18 protein-coding genes are annotated in these 23345 nt (G+C 73.1%); 8 read left to right on the forward strand and 10 right to left on the reverse strand.

Annotated elements, in window-relative coordinates; genetic code table 11:
• Positions 1-12 precede the first annotated feature (12 nt).
• The 7 genes from murD to rsmH all read right to left on the reverse strand — a co-directional run bounded on the left by murD (position 13) and on the right by rsmH (position 9278).
• Positions 13-1506 carry a UDP-N-acetylmuramoyl-L-alanine--D-glutamate ligase gene (murD, locus tag F603_RS0109550; RefSeq protein ID WP_019545783.1) on the reverse strand — a complete coding sequence of 498 codons (1494 nt, stop codon included), beginning with the start codon at positions 1504-1506 and terminating at the stop codon, positions 13-15.
• Complete coding sequence (gene mraY / locus F603_RS0109555) at positions 1488-2552, reverse strand: phospho-N-acetylmuramoyl-pentapeptide-transferase (RefSeq protein WP_019545784.1); 1065 nt, start codon at positions 2550-2552, stop codon at positions 1488-1490. The genes murD and mraY overlap by 19 nt, the downstream gene beginning before the upstream one ends.
• Positions 2549-4015, reverse strand: a complete 1467-nt coding sequence (locus tag F603_RS0109560) for a UDP-N-acetylmuramoyl-tripeptide--D-alanyl-D-alanine ligase (protein ID WP_019545785.1) — start codon at positions 4013-4015, stop codon at positions 2549-2551. Before F603_RS0109560 ends, mraY begins: the two co-directional genes overlap by 4 nt.
• Positions 4012-5889, reverse strand: coding sequence for a UDP-N-acetylmuramoyl-L-alanyl-D-glutamate--2,6-diaminopimelate ligase (locus tag F603_RS0109565; protein ID WP_019545786.1), 1878 nt, complete (start codon positions 5887-5889; stop codon positions 4012-4014). Before F603_RS0109565 ends, F603_RS0109560 begins: the two co-directional genes overlap by 4 nt.
• 14 nt (positions 5890-5903) lie before the next feature.
• Positions 5904-7871: a peptidoglycan D,D-transpeptidase FtsI family protein gene (locus tag F603_RS0109570; RefSeq protein WP_019545787.1), complete on the reverse strand. Its 1968-nt coding sequence runs from the start codon at positions 7869-7871 to the stop codon at positions 5904-5906.
• Entirely contained in the window at positions 7868-8230 is a 363-nt protein-coding gene (gene ftsL / locus F603_RS35775) for a cell division protein FtsL (RefSeq protein WP_019545788.1), read from the reverse strand. Before ftsL ends, F603_RS0109570 begins: the two co-directional genes overlap by 4 nt.
• A 73-nt stretch (positions 8231-8303) precedes the next feature.
• On the reverse strand, positions 8304-9278 hold the full coding sequence (gene rsmH / locus F603_RS0109580; RefSeq protein ID WP_019545789.1) for a 16S rRNA (cytosine(1402)-N(4))-methyltransferase RsmH: 975 nt from the start codon (positions 9276-9278) through the stop codon (positions 8304-8306).
• A gap of 371 nt (positions 9279-9649) precedes the next feature.
• Here rsmH and F603_RS0109585 point away from each other — a divergent pair, with 371 nt between their 5' ends.
• The 4 genes from F603_RS0109585 to F603_RS0109600 all read left to right on the forward strand — a co-directional run bounded on the left by F603_RS0109585 (position 9650) and on the right by F603_RS0109600 (position 15218).
• Positions 9650-10195 (forward strand): beta-class carbonic anhydrase, encoded by a 546-nt coding sequence (locus F603_RS0109585; protein ID WP_019545790.1) that lies wholly within the window; start codon positions 9650-9652, stop codon positions 10193-10195.
• A 120-nt stretch (positions 10196-10315) separates the two neighbouring features.
• On the forward strand, positions 10316-11515 hold the full coding sequence (locus F603_RS0109590; protein ID WP_019545791.1) for an AAA family ATPase: 1200 nt from the start codon (positions 10316-10318) through the stop codon (positions 11513-11515).
• Positions 11515-12855, forward strand: a complete 1341-nt coding sequence (locus F603_RS0109595; protein ID WP_019545792.1) for a DUF58 domain-containing protein — start codon at positions 11515-11517, stop codon at positions 12853-12855. Before F603_RS0109590 ends, F603_RS0109595 begins: the two co-directional genes overlap by 1 nt.
• A complete protein-coding gene (locus F603_RS0109600) occupies positions 12852-15218 on the forward strand; it encodes a transglutaminase TgpA family protein (protein WP_037955645.1) in 2367 nt (788 codons plus the stop codon). Before F603_RS0109595 ends, F603_RS0109600 begins: the two co-directional genes overlap by 4 nt.
• A gap of 354 nt (positions 15219-15572) precedes the next feature.
• On the opposite strand, the gene F603_RS0109605 is transcribed toward F603_RS0109600, so the two are convergent.
• From F603_RS0109605 to F603_RS0109615, 3 genes are all read right to left on the reverse strand, one after another.
• Complete coding sequence (locus F603_RS0109605) at positions 15573-16004, reverse strand: DUF3040 domain-containing protein (protein WP_019545794.1); 432 nt, start codon at positions 16002-16004, stop codon at positions 15573-15575.
• Positions 16005-16317: 313 nt separating this feature from the next.
• Positions 16318-17094: a methyltransferase gene (locus F603_RS0109610; RefSeq protein ID WP_019545795.1), complete on the reverse strand. Its 777-nt coding sequence runs from the start codon at positions 17092-17094 to the stop codon at positions 16318-16320.
• A 91-nt stretch (positions 17095-17185) separates the two neighbouring features.
• Positions 17186-17710 (reverse strand): SAV_6107 family HEPN domain-containing protein, encoded by a 525-nt coding sequence (locus F603_RS0109615; RefSeq protein ID WP_019545796.1) that lies wholly within the window; start codon positions 17708-17710, stop codon positions 17186-17188.
• A 230-nt stretch (positions 17711-17940) separates the two neighbouring features.
• Between F603_RS0109615 and F603_RS0109620 the strand changes: the two genes are divergently transcribed.
• The 4 genes from F603_RS0109620 (at position 17941) to F603_RS0109635 (ending at position 23328) form a co-directional block, all read left to right on the forward strand.
• Entirely contained in the window at positions 17941-18840 is a 900-nt protein-coding gene (locus F603_RS0109620; RefSeq protein WP_019545797.1) for an ATP-binding cassette domain-containing protein, read from the forward strand.
• Positions 18812-20899 (forward strand): YhgE/Pip domain-containing protein, encoded by a 2088-nt coding sequence (locus F603_RS0109625; RefSeq protein ID WP_019545798.1) that lies wholly within the window; start codon positions 18812-18814, stop codon positions 20897-20899. Before F603_RS0109620 ends, F603_RS0109625 begins: the two co-directional genes overlap by 29 nt.
• A gap of 17 nt (positions 20900-20916) precedes the next feature.
• On the forward strand, positions 20917-21612 hold the full coding sequence (locus F603_RS0109630) for a TetR/AcrR family transcriptional regulator (RefSeq protein WP_019545799.1): 696 nt from the start codon (positions 20917-20919) through the stop codon (positions 21610-21612).
• 330 nt (positions 21613-21942) lie between these two features.
• A complete protein-coding gene (locus F603_RS0109635; protein ID WP_019545800.1) occupies positions 21943-23328 on the forward strand; it encodes a phytoene desaturase family protein in 1386 nt (461 codons plus the stop codon).
• Positions 23329-23345: the final 17 nt, after the last annotated feature.

Raw genomic sequence — 23345 nt, forward strand, 5'->3', positions numbered from 1 at the left:
GGACCAGCGGGGCTAGTGCTCGTTGCCCGCGGGCGCGGTCTCCCACTCCCGTACGGCGGCGGCGAACGCGTCGCCGCGTGCGTGGTAGTTGACGAACATGTCCATCGAGGCGCACGCCGGGGCGAGTAGTACGGTATCGCCCGGGCGGGCATGCGAGCGCGCGGCGTCCACCGCCGCAGCCATGGCCCCAGTGTCGGTCCGCTCGACGTCCACCACCGGGACCTCGGGTGCGTGTCGCGCGAGGGCTTCGGCGATCAGCGCGCGGTCGGCGCCGAGCAGGACGACGGCCCGCAGCCGCTCCGCCGAGCGCTGCACGAGCCCGTCGAAGGTGGCGCCCTTGGCGAGGCCGCCGGCGATCCAGACGAGCGGGCCGTAGGCGGCGAGCGACGCCTCGGCGGCGTGGGTGTTGGTGGCCTTGGAGTCGTCGACGTACTCGACGCCGTCGATCTCGGCGACGGTCGCGATGCGGTGCGCGTCCGGGCGGAACGCGCGCAGGCCGTCGCGGACCGCGGTCGGCGGGACGCCGTGGGCGCGCGCGAGGGCGGCCGCCGCAAGGGCGTTGGCGACGTTGTGCGGGGCCGCGGGTGTGACGTCGGAGACCTCGGCGAGCTCCTGGGCGTTGCGCTGCCGGTCGGCGACGAAGGCGCGGTCGACGAGGAGCCCCTCCACGACGCCGAGTTGGGAGGGCCCGGGGCTGCCGAGCGTGAAGCCGATCGCGCGGCAGCCCTCGGCGACGTCGGCGCCGCGCACCAGTTCCTCGGTGGCCGGGTCGGCGGCGTTGTAGACGCAGGCGACCTCGTTGCCCTCGTAGATGCGGCCCTTGTCGGCGGCGTACGCCTCCATGGAGCCGTGCCAGTCGAGGTGGTCGGGGGCGAGGTTGAGGACGGCGGCGGAGTGCGGGCGGAGGCTCGGCGCCCAGTGGAGCTGGTAGCTGGAGAGCTCGACGGCGAGGACGTCGAGGTCGTCGAAGGGCGGCGTGCCGAGGACGACGTCGATGAGGGAGACGCCGATGTTGCCGACGGGCGCCGTCTTCAGGCCGGCCGCGCCGAGGATCTCGGCGAGCATCTGCACCGTCGTCGTCTTGCCGTTGGTGCCCGTGACGGCGAGCCAGGGCACGGCGGGCGCCGCGACGCCGCGCAGCCGCCAGGCGAGTTCGACGTCTCCCCAGACGGGGACGCCTGCCTTCGCGGCCGCTGCGAACAGCGGACTGTCCGGCCTGAACCCGGGTGTGGTGACGACGAGCCGGGCGTCCTCGGGGAGGGTGCGGTCGTCGCCGAGGCGCACCTCGACGCCGAGTGCGTCGAGCTCAGCCGCCTGGCGGCGCGGTCCTTCGCCGTCGCCGCCGTTGACCGCGGTGACGCGGGCGCCGAAGCGGTGGAGCGCCTTCGCCGCCGGGAGTCCGCTGACGCCGAGCCCCGCGACGACGACGGGGAGCCCTTCGAGGTCCTCGGGGACGCGGATGCTCTCGGCCGGTGCCGTCGGGGAGGTCAATTCGCCGCCGCCCATCCTGCGTAGAAGATTCCGACACCGACGATCGCGCACATGCCCTGGATGATCCAGAACCGCACCACGACGAGCACTTCGGACCAGCCCTTCAGCTCGAAGTGGTGCTGGAGCGGGGCCATTTTGAGGATGCGCTTGCCGGTGAGGCGGAAGGAGCCGACCTGGAGCACCACGGACATGGTGATGAGGACGAAGAGGCCACCGAGGACGGCGAGGAGCAGCTCGGTCCGGGAGAGGATCGCGAGGCCGGCGAGGGCACCGCCGAGCGCGAGGGAGCCGGTGTCGCCCATGAAGATCTTCGCCGGCGAGGTGTTCCACCAGAGGAAGCCGAAGCACGCGCCCATCAGCGCCGCCGCGACGACGGCGAGGTCGAGCGGATCTCGTACCTCGTAGCAACCGGGCCCCGCGGTGAGGGCGTTGGCGCAGGACTCCTGGTACTCCCAGATGCAGATGAAGACGTAGGCGCCGAAGACCATCACGGAGGCGCCGGTGGCGAGTCCGTCGAGGCCGTCGGTGAGGTTCACGCCGTTGGACATCGCCAGGATCATGAAGAGCGCCCAGATGACGAAGAGCACCGGGCCGATCGACCAGCCGAAGTCCTGTGTGAAGGAGAGCTTCGTCGAAGCGGGGGTGAGCCCCCTGCTGTTGGCGAAGTTGAGCGAGAGCACGGCGAAGGCGATGCCGACGATGAGCTGTCCCGCCATCTTCGCCTTGGCTCTCAGACCGAGGCTGCGCTGCTTGACGATCTTGATGTAGTCGTCGAGGAAGCCGACGAGCCCCATGCCCGCGAAGAGGAAGAGGACCAGCAGCCCGGAGAAGCTCGGCTCACTGCCGTTGATCAGCTTGGTGAGCGCGTAGGCGAGCAGCGTCGCGAGGATGAACGCGATACCGCCCATGGTGGGGGTGCCGCGCTTGCTGTGGTGGTTCTGTGGGCCGTCGTCCCGGATGAACTGCCCGTAGCCCTTGGAGGCGAGCAGTTTGATCAGGAGCGGGGTGCCGACGAGGGACAGGAAGAGTCCGATCACCCCGGAGAAGAGGATCTGCCTCATCGGGCCCCGCCTCCGGTCGCCTCGCCCGGGCGACCGCCCGGTTCCTCCGCGAGCAGCGCTTCGGCCACACGCTCCAGACCGACCGAACGGGACGCCTTCACCAGTACGACATCCCCTGGCCGCAGTTGACTGCGCAACAGGTCGACGGCCGCCTCAGCGTCGGACACGTGCACCGACTCCTCACCCCACGAACCCTCGTTCTTGGCGCCCATGTCGAGCCAGCCGGCCTCCCGGCCTCCGACCGCCACGAGCTTGCTGACGTTGAGCCGGACGGCGAGCCGTCCGATCGCGTCGTGCTCGGCGAGCGCCTCGTCGCCCAGCTCCGCCATCTCGCCGAGCACCGCCCAGGTACGTCCCCCCTCGGCGGTCCCTTCTCCCGGGCCCTGCGCCCTGCCGCCCATGGCGACGAGGGTGCGGAGTGCGGCCCTGGTGGAGTCGGGGTTGGCGTTGTAGGCGTCGTTGACGACTGTGACACCGTCCGCGCGCTCGGTGACCTCCATCCGCCACTTGGAGAGCGTGCCGGCCTCCGAGAGCGCCTGCGCGATCTCCCTTGCGGGCATGCCAAGTTCGTGGGCGACGGCCGCCGCCGCGAGCGCGTTCGACACGTGGTGCTCACCGTACAGCCGCATGCGCACCTCGCCGCACCCGGTGGGGGTGTGGAGCGTGAAGGCGGGGGTGCCGGCGGAGGTGAGGTGGACGTCGGCCGCGCGGACGTCTGCTTCCTCGGCCTCGCCGAAGAGGAGGACGGCGGCCCGGGTGCGGGAGGCCATCGCGCGTACGTACGGGTCGTCGGCGTTGAGGACGGCCGTGCCGCCCTCGGCCGCCGGCGGCAGCGACTCCACCAACTCGCCCTTGGCGAGGGCGATCTGCTCCCGGCCGCCGAACTCCCCGAGGTGCGCCGTGCCGACGTTGAGGACGACGCCGATGCCCGGCGGTGTCAGCTCGGTCAGGTAGCGGATGTGGCCGACGCCGCGCGCGCCCATCTCCAGCACGAGGTGGCGGGTGCCGCGGTCCGCGCGGAGGGCGGTGAGCGGCAGCCCGATCTCGTTGTTCTGGCTGCCCTCGGGCCAGACGGTCGGCCCGAGGCGTTGGAGCAACTGTGCGAGCAGGTCCTTGGTGCTCGTCTTGCCGCTGGAGCCGGTGAGGGCGACGACGCGCGTGCCGAGCTCGGCGACGGTGTGCCGGGCGAGCGCACCCAGCGCGCGTACGACGTCGTCGACGACGATCGCGGGGCCGCCCGGCGGACGGGTCGCCAACACCCCGGCGGCGCCGGCCTGTCGGGCGCTCTCCGCGAATTCGTGGCCGTCGACGTGCTCGCCGACGAAGGCGGCGAAGAGGCTGCCGGGGCCTGCCTGACGGGAGTCGATCACGACCGGGCCCGTGACCTCGCGGCCGGACTCCGTTATGTCGTGCTGCCGTCCGCCGGTGAGGGCGGCGATCTCAGCGAGGGAGAGGGGAATCATCGTTCCGTTTTGTCTGTCCGGGGCGGGGTGGGGGCGGCTTCCTCCGGCGCCGCCTCGGCGGGCCGGGACTGCGCTGGGGCGGGGGTCCGCCCGGCGGGGGCGGGGGAGGCGTCGACGTGCGCACGGATTGCGGTGCGGAGGACGTCCCGGTCGTCGAAGGGGCGCACGACGCCGGCGATGTCCTGGCCCTGCTCGTGGCCCTTGCCGAGCACCAGCACGGTGTCCCCCGCCTCGGCGCGGGCCACCGCAGCGTCGACGGCGGCGGCCCTCTCCTCCTCCAGGAGCACGGTGCCGCGTTCGTGGGCGGGCACCTCGGCCGCACCGCCGAGCATGGCGGCGAGGATGGCGAGCGGGTCCTCGGAGCGCGGGTTGTCCGAGGTGAGCACCGCGGTGTCGGCGAGGCGGGCGAGGGCCGCGCCCATCGCGGGACGTTTGTGCGGGTCGCGGTCGCCGCCGCAGCCGAGCACCGCGTGCACCCGCCCCTCGGTGACCTTGCGGATCGCGTAGAGGACGGACTCGACGGCGTCGGGCTTGTGCGCGTAGTCGACGACGGCGAGGTACGGCTGGCCTGCGTCGACGCGCTCCAACCGGCCGGGTACACCGGGGACTTCGGCGATGCCGTCGGCCGCCGTCTGCGGGTCGATGCCCGCGGTGGCGAGCGCCGTGAGCGCGGCGAGCGCGTTGGCGACGTTGAAGGGCCCGGGGATCGGCGAAGCGGCGGCGACCTTCTCGCCCTTCGGGCCGACCGCGGTGAACGTCGAGCCGAGCGGGCCGACGCGGACTTCCTCCGCGTGCCAGTCGGCGTCGGGGTGGCCCTCGGCCGAGAACGTCGTGACCGGCACCTCCGACTCCCTGATCAGGCGGAAGCCGTACTCGTCGTCGAAGTTGACGACGCCGGCACGGGAGCGTGCCTTGGTGAAAAGCTGACGCTTCGCGCGGAAGTAGTCCTCCATGTCCGGGTGGAAATCGAGGTGTTCGGGGCTGAGGTTGTTGAAGACGGCGATGTCGAAGACGCTGCCGTCGACGCGTCCGAGCACCAGCGCGTGCGAGGAGACCTCCATGGCGACCGAGGTCACCCCGCGCTCGCGCATCACGGCGAAGAGCGCCTGGAGTTCGGTGGCCTCGGGGGTGGTGCGCTCCGACTTGATGCGCTCGTCCCCGATCCGCGACTCCACGGTGCCGATGAGCCCCGTCAGCCCCGTGCCGCCCGGGCGCACGGCGCCGTCGGGCAGTTCGGCCGTGCGCGCCTCGCCGGCTGCGCGCCGCAGGCCGCCCTCGACGAGGTACGCCGTCGTGGTCTTGCCCGACGTCCCCGTGATGCCGATCTGCAGGAGGTCGGCGCCGGGCTCGCCGTAGAGGGCCGCGGCGAGCGCGCCCATCCGGCCGCGCGGGTCGGGGACGACGAGGACGGGCAGCCCCGTCTCGGCTGCGCGCTCGCGGCCGGCCGGGTCGGTGAGGACCGCGACGGCGCCGAGCCGTTGGGCCTGCGGCGCGAAGTCGGCGCCGTGGAACCGCGCTCCGGGGAGCGCCGCGTAGACGTCGCCGGGGCGTACCGCGCGGGAGTCGTGGGTGATGCCGGTGGCCTGCGCCTCCTCGTCGGCTGCCGAGGGGATCTCGGCCGTGAGGAGACGGGCCAGCTCGGCGAGGGGGACGGGGGTGACCCGCGTCGGGCGGGGCGGGCCCGGGAAGGCGTCGCCTGCCGAGGGGGCGGCGGAACCTGCAGCAGGCCCCTTCGCCGCGGGCGCGGGGGAGGTCTGATCAGCTTGTGGCACGGCGGTGAGCGTACCGGGCGCACGGGCCCCGCCGCGAAGCGAGGGGCGCGACTCCCCCGCGTCGGCAGGGCGGTTGTACGCGCCGCCGGTGATCTCTCTCACGTGGCGGGCTCCCATCAGTCGGTGCTGCCGGACCCCGGGTTGGCGAAGACCGGCATCTGGGCCGGCTTGTCACCGGTCGGAGGGATCTGCAGGGATTTCAGCGCGAAGTTCATGACCTTTTTGTAGACGGGGCCGCATACGTCGCTGCCGAAGTAGCTGCCCTTCTTGGGGTTCTGGACCGCGCAGTAGACCGTCACCCGCGGCTTGTCCGCCGGCGCGAAGCCGGCGAAGGACGCCGTATACCCGTCGTAGCGCCCGGTCTTCGGGTCCACCCGGTTGGCCGTACCCGTCTTCCCCGCGACGCGGTAGCCGGGGATCTTCGCCGTCGTCCCCGTGCCCTCCATGTCGTCGACGACGGACTCCAGCATCCGCGAGAGCGTGCGCGCCGTCTTCTCGCTGACGACCCGGCGCTCCTTCGGCTCGGGGGCGCGCACGTACCTGCCGTCCTCCTGGGTGGTGCCGCGGACGAGCGTCGGCTCCTTGCGCACACCGCCGTTGGCGATGGTGGAGTAGATCGATGCCGCTTGCACGGCGTTGAGCGAGAGGCCCTGGCCGAAGGGGATCGTGTACTGCTGCGAGGAGCTCCACTTCCCCGGCTTCGGGAGGATGCCCTCGGTCTCGCCCGGCAGGCCGAGGCCCGTGGGCCTGCCGATGCCGAACCGTCGGAGGTAGTCGTGGAGGACGCGGTTCGCCTTCGCCTGCGTGCCACCGAGCTGCTCGGTGGCGAGGATGGTGCCGATGTTGCTCGACTTGGCGAGGACGCCGTTGAGGGTGAGCTGCCAGGTCGGGTGGTCGACGTCGTCGGCGAAGAAGCGGTCGGCGCGCTTGAGCCTGTTGGGGACGGTGACCTGCGTGGACGGCGTGGCCTTGCCCTCCTCCAGCACCGCGGCCATCGACATCAACTTGCTTGTGGAACCCGGCTCGTAGACGTCCTGCACGGTCGGGTTGCCGAGCGACTCGGCGGAGGCGCCGCTCAGGTCGTTGGGGTCGAAGCCGGGCGCGTTCGCCATCGCGAGGAGCTGCCCCGACCGCGTGTCCTGGACGACGACGTACCCGCTGTCCGCGTCCGACGACTCGACGCGGTCGGCCAGGGCCCGCTGCGCCGCGAACTGGATGTCCCGGTCGAGGGTGAGCTCCATGTCCGAACCGGGCGTCGCCGACTCCTCGTTGACGCCGGCCGTCGGCACCTGCCGGCCGCCGGACTGCGCGTAGGTGATCCTCCCGTCCTCGCCCGCCAGCTTCTTGTCGAGCTTCGCCTCGAGCCCCGCGCCGCCCTCGCCCTCGGAGTTGACGAAGCCGAGGACGCCGGAGGCGAGGTCCTTGTTGGGGTAGATCCGCTTGGCGTGCTCCTGCTGGAAGACCCCGGCGAGGACGTTGGCGCCCTTCTTCTCCGACGCCTTCGCCGCCTGCTCCGACTTGAGCTCTTTGATCTTCCGCCACTCCTGCGGCGTCCGCTGCCGCGCGAGGAGCACGTAGCGGGTGTCGGTGCGGCTCAACTGCTCGGCGATCTTCTGCCGGTTGCCGTCGATCACCGGCGCCAGGAGGGCGGCGGCGCGCTCGGGCGCGTCGGCGACGCCGGTCTGCTTGCGGGTGAAGAGGTAGGGGTCGGCGGTGATGTCGTACGCGTCGACCGTGCTGGCGAACGGGGTCCCGTCGCGCGCGGTGATCGCTCCGCGCTCGGCCGCGAGCGGCACCTTGACATACCGGTTCAGGGCTGCCTTCTCGGCGAACGCGCTGGCGTCGACGGCCTGCACCTGGAGCAGCCGTACCGAGAAGACGGCGACGATCAACGTCAGCCCCACACCGACGAGGCGCAGTCGCGGGCGGTAGGAGGCGAGCCGGAGTCCGCTTCCGCCGCGACCGCCGCCCGACGGGCGCTGCCTGGCCGGCGGCTTGCGCGCGGCGCGCGGCGGTTCGCCCCGCGCCCGCTGCGGACGCGCGGGCCCGGGGACCTTCCGTCGCGGGTCGGGGCGCTGGCTCACTCCGTGACCTCCGCTGACTCGGCATCGCCGCGGACGCTGCCGTCGGGTGCGAGGAAGACGGGGACGCCGCCGGGCACGAGCCCGAGTCCCCTGGCCCTGCGTTCCAGCACGGCGGGGGCCGAGTAGCCGTCGACCTGCTGCTGGAGCGCCTGCTGCTGGTCGGTGAGGCGCTCCGTCTCCTGCTCCAGCTTGCTCAGCCTGAACGACCCTTTGTTGAGCGAGGCGTTGAGGAGGAGCAGCGTCAGGAGTCCGGAACCGAGGAGGACGACGACGAGCAGGACGAAGGGTGTGCGCCGCGCGTGGGAGGCGCCCGCCGGAACCATCCGCGCCAGGCGCGCGATCCTGCCCTGCGCGCTCACCGGCACACCACCGTTGCCCCGCACCGGCGCATCGGCGCACCGGTTCCGCTCCCCCGCCTCGCTCCGCTGACGCTCACCGGTTCGCCTCCCTGATGCGCTCGGCGCCGCGCAGCCTCGCCGGTGCCGCACGGCGGTTGGTCGCCACCTCTTCGTCGTCCGGCAGTTCGGCGCCGCGGGTGAGCAGCCGCAGCCGTGGCTGGTACTGCTCGGGGACGACGGGCAGGTCGGCGGGCGCGGTGCTCGTCGCGCCGGCGCCGAGGACCCGCTTCGCCATGCGGTCCTCAAGCGAGTGGTAGGCGAGGACCACGACCCTGCCGCCGACGGCGAGCGCGTCGACGGCGCTCGGCAGCGCGCGCTCCAGCACCGCCAACTCCCCGTTCACCTCGATCCGCAGAGCCTGGAAGGTCCGCTTCGCCGGGTTCCCTCCGGTGCGCTTCACCGCCTGCGGCAGCGCGTCCCTGATCACCTCGACGAGCCGCGCACTGGTACGGAACGGCTCCACGGCACGCTCCCGCACGACGGCCTCGACGATCCGCTTCGCCTGCTTCTCCTCGCCGTAGCTCCGCAGGATGCGCACCAGGTCGCCCGGCGGGTAGGTGTTGAGCACATCGGCGGCGCTCGGGCCCGTGCTCTGGTCCATGCGCATGTCGAGCGGTGCGTCCTGCGCGTAGGCGAAGCCGCGCTCCGCCTCGTCCAACTGCATCGAGGAGACGCCGAGATCGAAGAGCACGCCCTGCACCCGGGGGGTGCCGAGCCGGTCCAGGACGTCGGGGAGTTCGTCGTAGACGGCGTGCACGAGAGTGGCCCGCTCGCCGTACGGCGCCAGCCGGGCGCGGGCGAAGCGGAGCGCCTCGGTGTCGCGGTCGAGGCCGACGAGGCGGGCTTCGGGGAAGGTCTTCAGGAGCTCCTCGCTGTGACCGCCGAGCCCCAGGGTGCAGTCGACGACGACGGCGCCGGGCTCCCGGAGCGCCGGAGCGAGCAGCTCGAGGGAGCGCCGGAGCATGACGGGGTCGTGCCTGCCGAAGGCCGGGCGCTCGTCGGTGGTCATGTGCCCTCTCAACTCTGGCGGGCAGCTATGCACATGCTCCTTGGTCCCCGCCCGCTCGAAGGGGATACGGCGCGAGACCCCCGGGTCACGGGAGGCTGCGGGCCGGGAGCGGGAGGAGGCCGAGCCGCACGTACGCGCCCGCGCACGCGAGGGGATTCGGGGGTCCTTGGGGAGGTTCGCCTCCCACTGCGCGTCACTCTAGTCCACTGCACGCGGCGGTCAACTACGGGCCAAAGGCGCGTCCCTCCCCTGCATCGAGCCCCCGCTACGCACGGGGAACCACTGTGGGTTACCTCACATCGACGCCGCGCGGTCCCTTTCGCCCCCACCTGCGCGAGCCGGAGGGCGGCAGGGCGTCTACCGTCGTAGACATGTCGAAATCCGCCTCCCCGCAATCCGGAGCAGCGCCGCAGGCGACCGTCACCGACCGCCTCGTGGCCGCCAACCACCGCTACTCCGAAGGGTTCACCGACCCGGGCATGGATGCCAGGCCGGTGCAGCGGGTCGCCGTCGTGGCCTGCATGGACGCCCGGCTCGACCTGCACGAGGCACTCGGCCTCGACCTCGGCGACTGCCACACCATCCGCAACGCGGGCGGCGTCGTCACCGACGACGCGATCCGCTCCCTGACGATCAGCCAGCGGGCGCTCGGCACCCGCTCGGTTGTTCTCATCCACCACACGGACTGCGGACTCCTCAACCTCACCGAGGAGTTCAGGAACGACCTGGAGGCCGAGGTCGGCCAGCGCCCCTCGTGGGCCGTGGAGTCCTTCCGAGATCTCGACCAGGACGTCCGGCAGTCGATGGAACGCGTGCGGACCAACCCATTCCTGCTGCATCGGGACGATGTGCGCGGATTCGTCTTCGACGTCTCCACCGGCCTGCTCCGCGAGATCGACCCGGAGATCGCACGGTAACCGTGACGAAAGGCCCCGCGGGCGTGAAGAATACGCCGGTAGGGGCACGGGAGGTCGACTGCGGCAGCGGGATGCCCAGTCAGCGACTAGGACGAACAGCACGGGGCCGAGGAGGGCCGGGTGACGACCTATGACGAGCGAGCGAGCCTCAGTGAACTGAGCGCCACCGCAGGGGCGGTGAGCCGTTCGGTGGAGTCCGTGATCGAGGGGAAGCCCGAGATCGTACGGATCTCGTTGACCGTGCTCCTCGCCGAGGGGCACCTCCTCCTGGAGGACGTCCCCGGGGTCGGCAAGACGATGCTCGCCAAGGCGCTGGCGAAGTCGATCGACTGCTCGGTGCGGCGCATCCAGTTCACGCCCGACCTGCTGCCGTCGGACATCACCGGGGTCAGCGTCTACGACCAGCAACGCACGGACTTCGAGTTCAAGCCGGGGGCGATCTTCGCGCAGATCGTCATCGGGGACGAGATCAACCGCGCCTCCCCCAAGACGCAGTCGGCGCTGCTGGAGTCGATGGAGGAGCGCCAGGTCACCATCGACGGCGAGACGCACCAGCTCCCCGAGCCGTTCATGGTCGTCGCCACGCAGAACCCGGTGGAGATGGAGGGCACCTACCCGCTCCCCGAGGCGCAGCGCGACCGCTTCATGGCCCGCGTCTCGATCGGGTACCCGAGCCCCGCCGCCGAGTTGGAGATGCTCGACGTCCACGGTGCGACCTCCCCGCTCGACGACCTCCGATCGGTCACGCACGCGCACGACGTGTGCAAGTTGATCGAGGCGGTCCGCGAGGTCCACGTCTCGGACGCCGTCCGGAGGTACGCGGTCGACCTCGTCGCCGCCACCCGTTCCCACCCCGAGCTGCGGCTGGGGGCCTCGCCGCGGGCCACCCTCCACCTGGTACGCGCGGCGAAGGCGGCGGCGGCGCTCGCCGGGCGCGAGTTCGCGCTCCCCGACGACCTCCAGTCGCTCGCCGTCCCCGTGCTCGCGCACCGCCTCCTGCCCACCGCACAGGCGCAGTTGAACCGGCGCACGGCCGAGCAGATCGTCGGCGAGCTCCTTCATCAGACACCCGTCCCCGCGGCGCAGGACCAACGCGCAGGCGTACCGCCGCAGCCGCAGGCGCAGGGAGCACGCAGCGCCCCGCAGGTCCCGCAGCCGCCCGTGGGCACCCTGCCCACGCCGGGCGCCCCCGCCGCGCCCCCGGCACCGGGTACGGCGCAGGCCGGACGGACTGCACCCCCGGCGCCCCCGGCGCCGGGCCAGCCTCCGGCCGCGCCCGGTCCTTACCCGTACGGACCGCCGCAGCCCCGGACCCGATGATGCCGGCGGGCCCGGTACCCGGCCCCTACGCGGGCCGCACCGACGACCGTCAACCGGATTCCCCGCAGGCCGAACGGAGCCGCGGACCGCTCCGCACGGCGCTGAGCGGGCTGACCACGCGGGGCCGCTCCTTCCTCGCCGCGGGCGTGGCCGCCGCCGTCTGCGCCTACCTGCTCGGGCAGCCCGAACTGCTGCGTGTCGGCCTGCTGTTGGCCGCCCTTCCCGTGGTGTGCGTCCTCGTGCTCCACCGCACCAGGCACCGCGTCGCCGGGTCGCGGAGGCTCTCCCCCGCGCGGGTGCCCGCACGTGCCGAGGCACGGGTGCACCTGCGGATCGACAACATCTCGCGCCTCCACACCGGGCTGCTGATGCTCCAGGACCGCGTCCCCTACGTACTCGGCCCCCGGCCGCGCTTCGTCCTCGACCGGGTGGAGCCGGGAGGCAGGCGCGAGGTCTCCTACAAGGTCCGTTCGGACCTGCGCGGGCAGTACCCGCTCGGGCCGCTCCAACTGCGGCTCACCGACCCGTTCGGGATGTGCGAACTCACCCGCGCCTTCAGCACGCACGACACGCTCACCGTCGTACCGCCCACCGAGCCGCTGCCCGCCGTACGGCTCACGGGGGACGCCTCGGGGTACGGCGAGGGCCGCCAACGCTCCCTCGCGCACGCCGGGGACGACGACATCATTCCGCGGGGTTACCGCCACGGCGACGACCTGCGCCGGGTGCACTGGCGCTCCACCGCACGGTACGGCCAGCTCATGGTGCGCCGCGAGGAGCAGCCGCAACAGGCCCGCGCCATCGTCCTGTTGGACGCCCGCCGGTCCGCGTACCTCGGCTCGGGCCCGGACTCCGCCTTCGAATGGGCGGTCTCGGCCGCCGCCTCCGTCTGCCTCCACCTGCTGGAACGGGGCTACGCCGTGCGTCTGCTCACCGACGCCGGCTCGGCGACCCCCGAGGGCAGCACAGGCGACTCCTCCGACACCGCCGGCATGCTCCTCGACGCGCTCGCCGTTCTCGACCACTCGCAGAGCAGCTCCCTCGCCCCGGCCTACGACGCACTGCGCGGCGGGACGCCGGGTTCCGAGGGTCTCCTCGTCGCCTTCCTCGGCGAGCTCGACGAGGAACAGGCGTTGACGCTCGCCCGGATGCGCCAACGCACCACGCGGGCCCTCGCGTTCACCACCGCGCCGTCTGAGCAGGGGCAGACGGCAGAGCCCCCGGCGCTCCAGGCGCTCCGCGCGGGCGGGTGGCAGGTGCTGCCCGGCGGGGCCGGGCTTTCTCTTCCCGGTCTGTGGCAGGAGGCCGGGCGATCGACTGCGGAAGGGGTGGGCCGGTGAGCGTGGGGGGAAGGTTGGCTTTCTGCGGGTGGGTGGCGACGCTCGCCGCGTCCTGTGCGCTGCTGCCGCTCGCCGAACCGGCGACGTGGCTGCTCCAGGCGGCGTTCCTCATCGGCGTGCAGAGCGCGGTCGGTGTGGCGGGGCGCCGGGTCCCGCTCGCCCGACCGCTCACGGTGCTGCTCCAAGTCGTCGTCTCCGCACTGCTGTTGACGCTGAGCTTCACCCGCGAGCAGGCGATCGGCGCCGTCCTGCCGGGACCCGACGCGATCGCGCGGTTCGGCGAGCTCCTCGCCTCGGGGGCCGAGGACGTCAACCGCTACGCCACTCCGGCACCCGTGAGCGACGGTATCCGGCTGATGCTCGTCGGCGGAGTGCTCCTCATCGGGCTCCTCGTCGACGTCCTCGCCGTCACCTACCGCACCGCGGCCCCCGCAGGGCTGCCGCTCCTCGCGCTCTACTCGGTCGCCGCCGGCCTCGCCCAAGGGAGCCTCGCCTGGCTCTGGTTCGTCTGTGCAGCCGCCGGCTACCTGCTGCTCCTGCTCGCCGAAGGGCGCGAACGGCTGTCGCGGTGGGGGCGCCTCTTCGCCGAGCGCGGCCCCGAACGTCCGCTCGGCGGGCGCTCGCGCGCGACGGTGCCGGTGCGCACCGGGCGGCGGATCGGTGTGGTCGCGCTCGGCATCGCCCTCGCCGTCCCCGCGGTGCTGCCCTCGCTCGGCGGCGGCCTGTTGGAGAACGCCGGCTCGGGCGGGGGCCGCGCGGAGAACGGCGGCAGCACGATCTCGGCCGTCAATCCGCTGGTGGCACTCCAGGACAGCCTCAACCAGCCGCGGGACCGCACAGCTCTGACGTACACCACGAGTTCGGAGAAGACGGGCGACCTGTACCTGCGCATCGTCGCGCTCGACCAGTTCGACGGCTCCGCCTGGAAGCCCTCGGAGCGGAGGATCACCGACATCCCCTCGGTGCTCCCAGCCCCGCGCGGCCTCTCCCCCGAGGTCAGCTCCGACAAGGTGCGGATCAACCTCAAGGCAGCCGACTGGTACGCACAGGACTGGCTGCCGATGCCGTATCCGGCGCAGCGGGTGAAGCTCGACGGGAACTGGCGGTACGAGCCCGAGGGCCGCACGGTCGTCGGCTACCGGGGGCAGAACACGCGCGGCCAGGAGTACGAGGTCGAGAGTCTCCAAGTGGAGCCGACGCGGGAGCAGTTGAGCCAGGCGCCCGAGCCGCCGCCCGCGCTGAAGCGGGAGTACACCGAGGTCCCCGAGTCACTGCCCGCCGAGGTCCACAAGAAGGCGCGCACGGTGACGAGCGGGGCCGACAACGACTACGAGCGCGCCGTCCGCCTCCAGGACTGGTTCGCGCGCGACGGCGGGTTCACCTACGACACCCAGGTCCGCGCCGGCAGCGGTTCGGCGGCGATCGTCAACTTCCTGGAGCAGAAGGAGGGCTTCTGCGTCCATTTCTCCTTCGCGATGGCCTCGATGGCCCGAACCCTCGACATCCCCGCGCGGGTCGCGGTGGGCTTCACCCCCGGCACCCCGCGCGGCGACGGCGTGACGGCCGTCGGCCTCCAGGACGCTCACGCCTGGCCCGAGCTGTACTTCGAGGGCGTCGGCTGGACGCGGTTCGAGCCGACACCGTCCCGCGGCATCGCCCCGCCCTACACGCAGCCCGACGCACCCGACCCGAGCGAGAACCCGGGCGAGCAACTCCCGGAGCGGAACCCCAGCACCTCGCCGACGCCCGAGCCGTCCGACTCTCCCTCCTGCACCGCGGAGGAGAAGCGCGCCGACCCGTCGTGCGGTGGCCCGGCCGCGCCCGCCGGCGGCGCCGGCGGCGGCGGATTCCCCTGGGGCGAGGCTGCCGGGATCGCCGGGGCCGCGCTCGCCGTCCTCGCAGTACCTCTGCTGCCTCTCGCGTGGCGCACCCGCAGACGGGCCGTACGGCTGCGCGGCGGTCTCGGGCCGGCCGAGACGGTCCTCTCCGGGTGGCGCGAACTCCTCGACACCGCCTGGGATCACGGCGTCGTGCCGATGGAGTCGGAGACACCGCGGAAGTCGGCGGAGCGCGTGGTGCGCGTCGGGGAGCTGGAAGGCGAGGCCGCGGCCGCGGTGCACCGCGTGGCCGACTCGGTCGAGCAGGTCCTCTACGCGCCTGCGCCGCGTCCGGCGCCCGCGGTGCGCGAGGACGTGGAAGCCGTACGCGCCGGGTTGCGGCGGGCCGCGCCGCGCAGCGTGCGCCTGCGGGCGCTGCTCCTGCCGCGTTCCGGCGCCCGGCTGTGGTGGGCCGTGCGGGAACGCTCGTCAGCGCTGCGTGCGGGGGTCGTCGGCAGGCTGACGCCGCGGTTCTCCAAGGGCTGACGAGGCACACGGTGACCGCTCGCGTCCGTCCGCGAACGGCGCGTACCGCGGGCCCGGCGATCCCGTGGCCCGCGGTTGCTCCGAAAGGGTGAACTCCCGCTCTGGCGAGGGTAGTTGGGACGGGCAACCACCGCGGACCGTCACGCTCCCTGACGCGCCGAAAGCGGACCCGGGCATGAAGAAGCGCCCGACAGCGGGCGGTTGACGCGATCGCCGGATGCGGGCGGCACTCGCGCACCTGCTTGTCGGACGCTCGGAGACGAAGCGACGAAGCGGGAGGCCCGGCCCTGGGAGCCGGGTCCCCATCGGTGGTGGGTCGGGCGGCGAGCTGCCCCGCCGCTCCTCAGCAGCCGCTCAGTGCTGACCCTCGTCCCTGCGGCGCTGCCAGCGCTGCTCGATCCGGTTCATCATCGAACGGCGCTGTCTCGGCTGCTGCTGTCGACGGGAGCGGGTCGCCTCGGACGAGCCGCCGGCTGCCTGCCGGCCTTCGCCCTGCTCGCCTGTCTCCCCGGACTTGGGGGCCTTGCGCCAGCCGGTCACCGCGAGCACGGCACAGCCGAGCATGACGAGGAAACCCACGACGCTGACCCAGACCTGCTGCGCGACCATGCCGGCCATGAGGAGCGCGATGCCGACCAGAAAGCCAGCAACCGCTTGGTATACCCGCTTGCGGGTGTACCGGCGCAGCTCACTTCCTTCGAGCGCTGTCGCGAATTTGGGATCTTCGGCGTACAGCGCTCGCTCCATCTGTTCGAGCATCCGCTGCTCGTGATCAGAGAGCGGCACGGAGTCCTCCTACTCGTCGGTCGCGGGGGCGACCGGATGCGACTCTTCAAGGATAGGCAGGGAATCGCCCCCGTGAAACCCGCCCCTCTACGCCAATTCCTCCCACCACGAGCGACCTGCCGGAAGGCGGTCGGCCACGGCCTGTTCCGCGTTCATTCCCGCACCACCCTCCTGTCAACCCGGCGGTTCATTCCGATCATACGGCGCACGGCCGATGATCGGGCGGGCGGCGAGGAACTCCGCCGCAGGGCACCTCACCAGCACGGGGACGGAGCACGACAACCCGGGACGGAGGTCCCCGACGGTGTTCCCCTCAGGTCCCGGAAGTGGGTGGGACCCCCCGCCCCGTCTCGGCGAGGAGGTGCAGCCGCGCGGCGACGGCACGGAGGTCCGAGCGCTCGGCTGCGGCCGACTCCAGACGTGCGAGCGCTTCGAGCCCCTCGGGCTCCGTGTCCACCAGCGCGCCCGGGACCAGGTCGGTGAAGACGCTGACGCCGTGCAGGGAGACGATCTCCAGCCCGCTCCCGGAGACGAGTTCGGCGAGGCCCTCGGGCGTGAACCGCCGCGGCATCGGGTCGCTCTCCCCCCAACGCCCGTCGGGGGAGCCGAGCGCGGCCCGCGCCTCGGTGAACCGCCCGGCGAGCGCCCTGCCGAGCACGGCACCGCCCAGCCCGGCGGCGAGGAGGCTGAGGGTCCCCCCTTCGGGCCGGAGGGCCTCGACCGCGTTGCGCAGACCGGCCGCCGGATCGTCGACGTGCTCCAGGACTCCGTGGAAGAAAACGACGTCGTAGCCCTGGCGTTCGACGACGTCGAAGAGGCCGCCGACGTCCCCTTGCACTCCGTGCACCTGCTCGGCGACGCCCGCCTCGGCCGCGCGCCGCTCCAGCGCGAAGAGCGCGTTGGGGGAAGGGTCGACCACGGTGACCCGGTGGCCGAGCCGGGCGACGGGAACGGCGAAGTTGCCGGTGCCGCCACCGGTGTCGAGGACGCGGAGCTCGTGGCGGCCCGACGCCTTGGCGCGCTGGTCGAGGGCTCCTTGAAGTGCCTCCCAGACCACGGTGGTACGGAGGGATGCGCTCGGGCGGGACATGCGGCTGCTCCTCGGCTCAGTTGCTGGCCGTCCCACCCTATTGCCTGCGGGACGGCGCCGAACCGAGCCGCCCCGGGCTCCGTGACAGGCGTCATGCCGCTCCCTCCCCGCCGGCGGTGCGGGGGCCCGGCAGCGCCGGTTGGTCGACGAGCATGCGCTCGACGGAGCGGAGGAAGACACCGGCCGCCCGGAGGAGCTCGCGCGCCTGAGCCTCGTCCGCTGCGCCCGGGACGCCCGCCTCCGCGAGCTGCCGCCGACGCGCGCCGGCGGCGAAGTAGGCGCTCCACTCGACGAGTTCGGGAGCGGCCTCGGAAAGGGACTCCCAGGCGCTGCGGATCGGCCGGCGTGCGGCCCGGGTGCGCGGCGTGCGGTGGGGGCGCGGCGGCTCGGGGGCCGCGAGGACCGCCGCTGCCGTGCGGAGCGCGGCGAAGTGGGCTGCGGCGTAGCGGTCGTTGGGGTCGCTGAGCGCTGCGGCCTCGTCGAGTGCGAACTGCGCCTGTGCGAGGAGTTCGAGGGCCGCCGGCGGGGTCGCCGCGCGGCGCAGGACCGGGTGGACGTCGCGCTGGGCGCGGCGGTGCGAGGGCTCCGGGGGCGGTGTACGGGACGTGCGCGCCACGGGGACCAACCTCCTGTCGGCCGTCTCCGACCCGGACGGGCCGGACGTACCACCACATCGTGGCGCCACCCACTGACACTCCCCGCCGACCTGCACGAACACCTCGGCCGGTACGCCCAACTCCTCTGCGGGGAAGGGCGGGAGACCCCGGATGCGGCGCCGGTCGCACGCCCTTGCATAATTGGACTGACCAGTCAGTCTAAGCGTGCCGTCAGGAAGAGGAGGGCCAGTTGTCGGACGACGAGGCCGGCGGAGCTCCCGCAGACGAGAACGACCGGACGGACGCCGGGCCGACCGCGCGCCGCAACGAGGCCGAGCAAAGCGGACGCCGCATGCCCCGCCGTCGGAGCGCACCCGGGCGCTCCGCCGACGAGGGAGCCGCGGTGCACGCCGAGCAATTCGGCCTCGTCGGGCCGCACGGGCCCGTCTTCACCGACGTCCGACTCGACGCGGCACCCGGCGCTTTGGTGGCGGCGGAGGGCCCCGCGGGATCGGGGCGCACCTGCCTGCTTCTGGCGCTCACCGGACGTATGAAGCCCAGCTCGGGACGGGCGGAGGTCGGCGGGCACCCCCTGCCGAAGAAGATGGCAGCCGTGCGGCGGATCAGCGCGGTCGGCTCGATGCCGGGCGTCACCGACCTCGATCCGTCGCTGAGCGTCGCCGAGCACCTGCGTGAACGGGTGCTGCTCCAGCGGAGGTTCGTCGGACGCCCCGGAGCGCTGCTCCTTTCGCGCAGACGGCGTACGGCCGACGTGCGGGAGCGGGCGCACGCCGCGCTCGACGCCGTCGGCCTCGACCCGGACGAGCTCCCCAAGGGCTCGCGCACGCGCGTCCGCGACCTGGAGCGCCTCGACGAGCTGCGACTCTCGCTCGCCCTCGCGCTCGTGGCCGAGCCGCGGGTGCTCGCCGTCGACGACGTCGAACTCGGCCTGCCGGCAGCGGAGCGGGAAGCGGCCTGGGCCCTGCTCCGGCGGCTCGCCGCGGCGGGGACGACCGTCCTCGCCGCGTGCACCCAGGCACCACCGGATGCCGTCGTGGTCCGGACCCGACCGGACCACGAGGCGGACCGACCGGAGCGTGAGGAAGGGGAGGAGAGCGGGGATGCGTTCGCCGAGGCTGGCCGCGCTTGAGCTGAAGCGCTTCACGAGGGGACGGATGCCGCGGGCCGCGCTCGTCGCGATGGTCCTGCTGCCGCTGCTCTACGGCGCCCTGTACCTGTGGTCGTTCTGGGACCCCTACGAGCGGCTCGACCGGATACCGGTTGCGCTCGTCAACGAGGACGAGGGCACCGCGATATCCGGCGAGAAGCTGCACGTCGGCGACTCGATCGTGGAGGCGCTCCACGACAGCGACACCTTCGACTGGCGGGAGACCGACGCGGCGGACGCCCGCGAGGGCGTCGAGGACGGGCGCTACTACCTCTCGCTCACCATGCCGTCCGACTTCAGCAAGAAGGTCGGCTCGGCCTCCGGCGACGACCCGGACACCGGCGCCCTCCAGGTGCGGAGCAACGACGCGAGCAACTACATCGTGGGGCAGATCTCCCGCACCGTCTTCTCCGAGGTGCGGGCCGCCGCCTCCAGCAAGGTGTCGCGCGGCTTCTACGACCGGATCTACCTCTCCTTCTCCACCCTCCACGGCAAGACCTCGGAGGCCGCCGAGGGAGCGGACGAGCTCGGCAGCGGCATCGGCAAAGCGAAGAGCGGCGCCGGCGAACTCGACGAGAAGCTCGGCGAACTCCACGAGGGCACCGGCGACCTGAAATCCGGCACCTCCGAACTCCGCAAGGGCGCGGGGAAGTTGAAGAAGGGCTCCGCGCAGGTCGCGGAGGGCACGGGAGAGCTCGCCGGCAAGGTGAACAAGGCGGCGGACGCGCTCCGGCCCGTCCTCGACGAGCACGGGGACGAGATCGAGAAGACCGCACGCGGCGTCGCACGTGCGAGCAAGGAGCTCAAGGACGACCTCGGCGCGCTCCCCCGGGAGGCGCGGAAGGCGGAGTCGGAGGCGCAGCGCGCGGCGAAGACCCTCGCCGTGCTGGAGCGCACGCGCTGCGGGGAGGATTCCGCCGATCCGGAGTGCCCGGCGCTGAAGAAGGCGGTCGACGCGGCCGAGCGCTCGGCCGAAGTCGCCTCGGACGTCAACGACTTCGTGGCCGACCAGGCCGAGCAGCGCAACCTCGACCGGCTCGGTGAGCGCCTCGACGACCTGCACGGCGTCGCGACGCTCCTCGCCGACCGCGCGCCCGCGCTCGGCGACGACCTCGACTCCGCCGTACGCCAGATCGACAAGCTCGACCGCGGCGCGCAGCAGGTCTCCAAGGGAGCCTCGCGGTTGCACACGGGGCTCGCTTCCGCCGACCGCGGCGCGGGCCAGGTGGACGAGGGCGCGGGCCGCCTCCAGGCCGGAGCCGGCGACCTCAAGGGCGGACTGGTCCGACTCTCGGAGGGTTCCGGCGAGTTGGCCACGGGGCTCCACGAGGGCGCGAAGCAGATACCCGACCTCGGCGACGAGGAGCGGAACGACCGCACGGGGCCGATGTCCGACCCCGTCGGCCTGGAGTCGGAGAAGGCGCACGCGGCGCCCAACTACGGCACCGGGTTCGCTCCGTACTTCATCCCGCTCGCACTCTGGGTCGGCGCCATGATCGCGTACATGCTGCTGCCGCCGCTGAGCAAGCGCGCGCTGGCGGCCGGAGCCCCGGCATGGCGGATCGCGCTCGCCGGCTGGCTGCCGGTGGCCGGGCTCGGCGTCGCGCAGGCGGGAGCGCTCCTCGCGGTCCTGCACTGGGGCCTCGGGCTCCAACTCGCCAGGGGCGCAGGCACCGTGGGCTTTCTGCTGCTGGTGACGGTCTGCTTCACGGCGATCGTGCAGTTCCTCAACGCCCGCTTCGGTCCGGCGGGGCGCATTCTCGTGCTCGCGATGCTCATGCTCCAGCTCACCTCGGCCGGCGGCACCTACCCGATCCAGACGAGCCCGGAGTTCTTCAACGCACTCCACCCCTTCCTCCCGATGAGCTACGTGGTCGAGGGGCTGCGGCATCTGATCACCGGTGGCGGTCTCGGCCCCGTGTGGCAGGCGTGCGGGGTGCTCGCCGCGTACGCGGCGGGTGCGCTGGCGCTCACGGCGTGGACCGCGCGCCGGCGCCAGGTGTGGACCGTCGACCGGCTCCGTCCTGAGCTGGCGCTGTGAGGAGGGAGAATCGACGCATGTCGAGGAGGACCACAGCGAACGGGACGGGCGGCACGCAGCCCGCGGCGGGCGGCGCAGCCGAGGACGAGTCCGGCCCGAAGGGCAGGCGCAGCCGGGTTTCAACCCGGCAGAAGCTCTTCCACGCTGCGGTGACCCTCATCGCCGAACAGGGCTTCTCCTCCACGACGGTGGAGGAGATCGCCGAGCGCGCGGGAGTCGCCAAAGGCACCGTCTACTACAACTTCAGCAGCAAGACGGAGCTCTTCGAGGAGTTGCTGCGGCACGGCGTCGGGCTGCTCGCAGCGGACCTCCAGCAAGCGGCGACGGAGACGATCGCGGCCGGAGGCACCCGCGTCGACGCGCTCGACCGCATGATCAGAGCCGGTCTGGTCTTCATCGACAGGTACCCCGCCTTCACCCAGCTCTACGTGGCGGAGCTGTGGCGGACCAACAGGGCCTGGAACGACACCCTGCTCGTCGTGCGGAAACAGGCCGTCGCGATCGTGGAGGAGGTGCTCCGGGACGGCGTGCGCGAGGGCGAGTTGAGCGAGGAGATCGACGTCCCGCTCACCGCGGCCGCGCTCGTCGGGATGGTGCTGGTGGCAGCGCTCGACTGGAAGGCGTTCCAACCGGAGCGGTCCCTCGAGGACGTGCACGCCGCGCTCTCGCTGCTGCTCCAGGGGCGGGTAGGCGGCAGTGCGCGTCCCCGGTAGCCGTTCGGCCACCGGAGACGCGCACGGCGCATCCCCCGTTCCCCCGTTCCCCCGTGCACCGGAATCCCCCGATTCCCGGTGTTTCCCCCGTATCCCCCCGTACCGCGCGGGACGCTCCCGAACCGCCGCCCCGTGCCGGCGGTCCCGGGTGCGTCCCGGCTGCGCATCACTCTGCCGTTCCTGCCGCTTCCGTCCCATCCGCGTGGGTACTCAACCAGCACGCTGAGTCGCCGTGAGTACCTGTACTCACCGCCGCACGACCGCTGCTGAGCACCCCGGCGGACAGGCCGGACGCGGCCCCCGCCGGACGCGCGGCTAGAGTCACGGGCCATGGCACGTATCGCGGTGATCGGCGCGGGGATGGGTGCGATGGCGGCGGCGGCGCGGTTGGCCACCGCGGGCCACCGCGTCGAGGTCTACGAGCGCACGGGGACGTACGGCGGTTCCGTCGGGCGCTTCGCGCGCGACGGGTTCGCCTTCGACACCGGTCCCGGGCTGCTCCACCTTCCCGCCGTCTACCGCGACCTCTTCGTGAAGACCGGCCGCCGCCCGCTCGAGGACGCCGTCGACATGCGGCAGGTCGAGCCGGCCGCGCGGCATCTCTTCCCCGGCGGTAGATGCGTCGACTTCCCCAACTCGTCGCGCGGGAAGGCGATCGAGGCGCTCGACGGCGGCCTCGGACCGGGCGTCGGCGAACGGTGGGCCGCCTTGATGGGGAAGGCGCGCGACGTCTGGGACGCCACCCGGCGCCCGCTCCTGGAGGAGCCGCTGCGTGCCGGCGCGCGCCGACCGGAGGTCGCGCGCCGTGACCCGTACTCCGCGCCCCGGCGCGGGGTGCTCCGCCGGCGTGCGCCCTCGTTCGCGCACACGGTCCTGCGCGAGCTGGGGGACAGTCGGGCCGCTGCGCTGCTCTCGGCGCAAGTCGCCGGGTTCGGCGTGGACCCGGCGAGCGCGCCCGCGAGTGCCGTCGTACTGCCGTACCTGGAGCACACCTTCGGCACCTGGTATGTCGGCGGCGGTCTGCGGGCGCTCGCCGAGGCGCTCCACGAGCGGTGCCGCGAGCGGGGCGTCACATTCCGTTTCGACGCGGAGGTACGCGCCGTCCACGAGGCGGCAGGCCGCGCGGCAGGCGTCGAACTCGCCGACGGCAGCACCGAGTCGAGCGACCTGGTGATCGCCGCCGCCCCCGGCCCCGGACGACCGGCCGACGCACCCACCGCGCCCGCACGCTGCACCGTCCTGCTCGCGCTCCGCGGCGGCCGGCCCGCGGACACACCGCACCGGACGCTCGTCCACCGCGCGGACTCCCCCGCCCCCGTCACCGTCCTGCGCCCCGACGACCCGGCCCTGCGCCCCGACGACGACCACGAGGCCGCCGTCCTCACCGCCCACGTCCCGGCCGGCCGCAGCCCCGACCCCGACGCGCTCCTCGCCGCCGCGGACGCCGCGGGGCTGGGCCTCGGTCCCCGGGTGCTGTGGCGCGAGGTGCGCACGGCCGCGGACGTCGCAACGCAGACCGGCGCCCCCGGTGGTGCGGTCCCGGGCCCCGCGCTCTCCGGGCAGCGCGACACCCGGACGAACACGGCCGAGCTGCCGGGGCTCTACCGTGCCGGCGGCTGGGCGCATCCGGGCGGCGGACTGGCGCACGCGGGGATGTCGGGAGCGCTCGTCGCCGGGCTGATCGTGGAGGGAGACGGCTGGCAGGGGTCGTACTGAGCCGGGCGCCCGCCACC

It is taken from the genome of Streptomyces sulphureus DSM 40104, assembly GCF_000381025.1.
In the GTDB taxonomy this organism is placed as follows: Bacteria; Actinomycetota; Actinomycetes; order Streptomycetales; family Streptomycetaceae; genus Streptomyces; species Streptomyces sulphureus.

Bases quoted from the DNA above. Each gene is read 5' to 3' on its own strand.
- F603_RS0109595 (WP_019545792.1), top strand. From the start codon at position 11,515: ATGCCGGCGGGCCCGGTACCCGGCCCCTACGCGGGCCGCACCGACGAC.
- murD (WP_019545783.1), bottom strand. From the start codon at position 1,506: ATGGGCGGCGGCGAATTGACCTCCCCGACGGCACCGGCCGAGAGCATC.
- F603_RS0109625 (WP_019545798.1), top strand. From the start codon at position 18,812: ATGCGTTCGCCGAGGCTGGCCGCGCTTGAGCTGAAGCGCTTCACGAGG.
- F603_RS0109630 (WP_019545799.1), top strand. From the start codon at position 20,917: ATGTCGAGGAGGACCACAGCGAACGGGACGGGCGGCACGCAGCCCGCG.
- rsmH (WP_019545789.1), bottom strand. From the start codon at position 9,278: ATGACCACCGACGAGCGCCCGGCCTTCGGCAGGCACGACCCCGTCATG.
- F603_RS0109610 (WP_019545795.1), bottom strand. From the start codon at position 17,094: ATGTCCCGCCCGAGCGCATCCCTCCGTACCACCGTGGTCTGGGAGGCA.
- F603_RS0109585 (WP_019545790.1), top strand. From the start codon at position 9,650: ATGTCGAAATCCGCCTCCCCGCAATCCGGAGCAGCGCCGCAGGCGACC.
- mraY (WP_019545784.1), bottom strand. From the start codon at position 2,552: ATGAGGCAGATCCTCTTCTCCGGGGTGATCGGACTCTTCCTGTCCCTC.
- F603_RS0109560 (WP_019545785.1), bottom strand. From the start codon at position 4,015: ATGATTCCCCTCTCCCTCGCTGAGATCGCCGCCCTCACCGGCGGACGG.
- F603_RS0109635 (WP_019545800.1), top strand. From the start codon at position 21,943: ATGGCACGTATCGCGGTGATCGGCGCGGGGATGGGTGCGATGGCGGCG.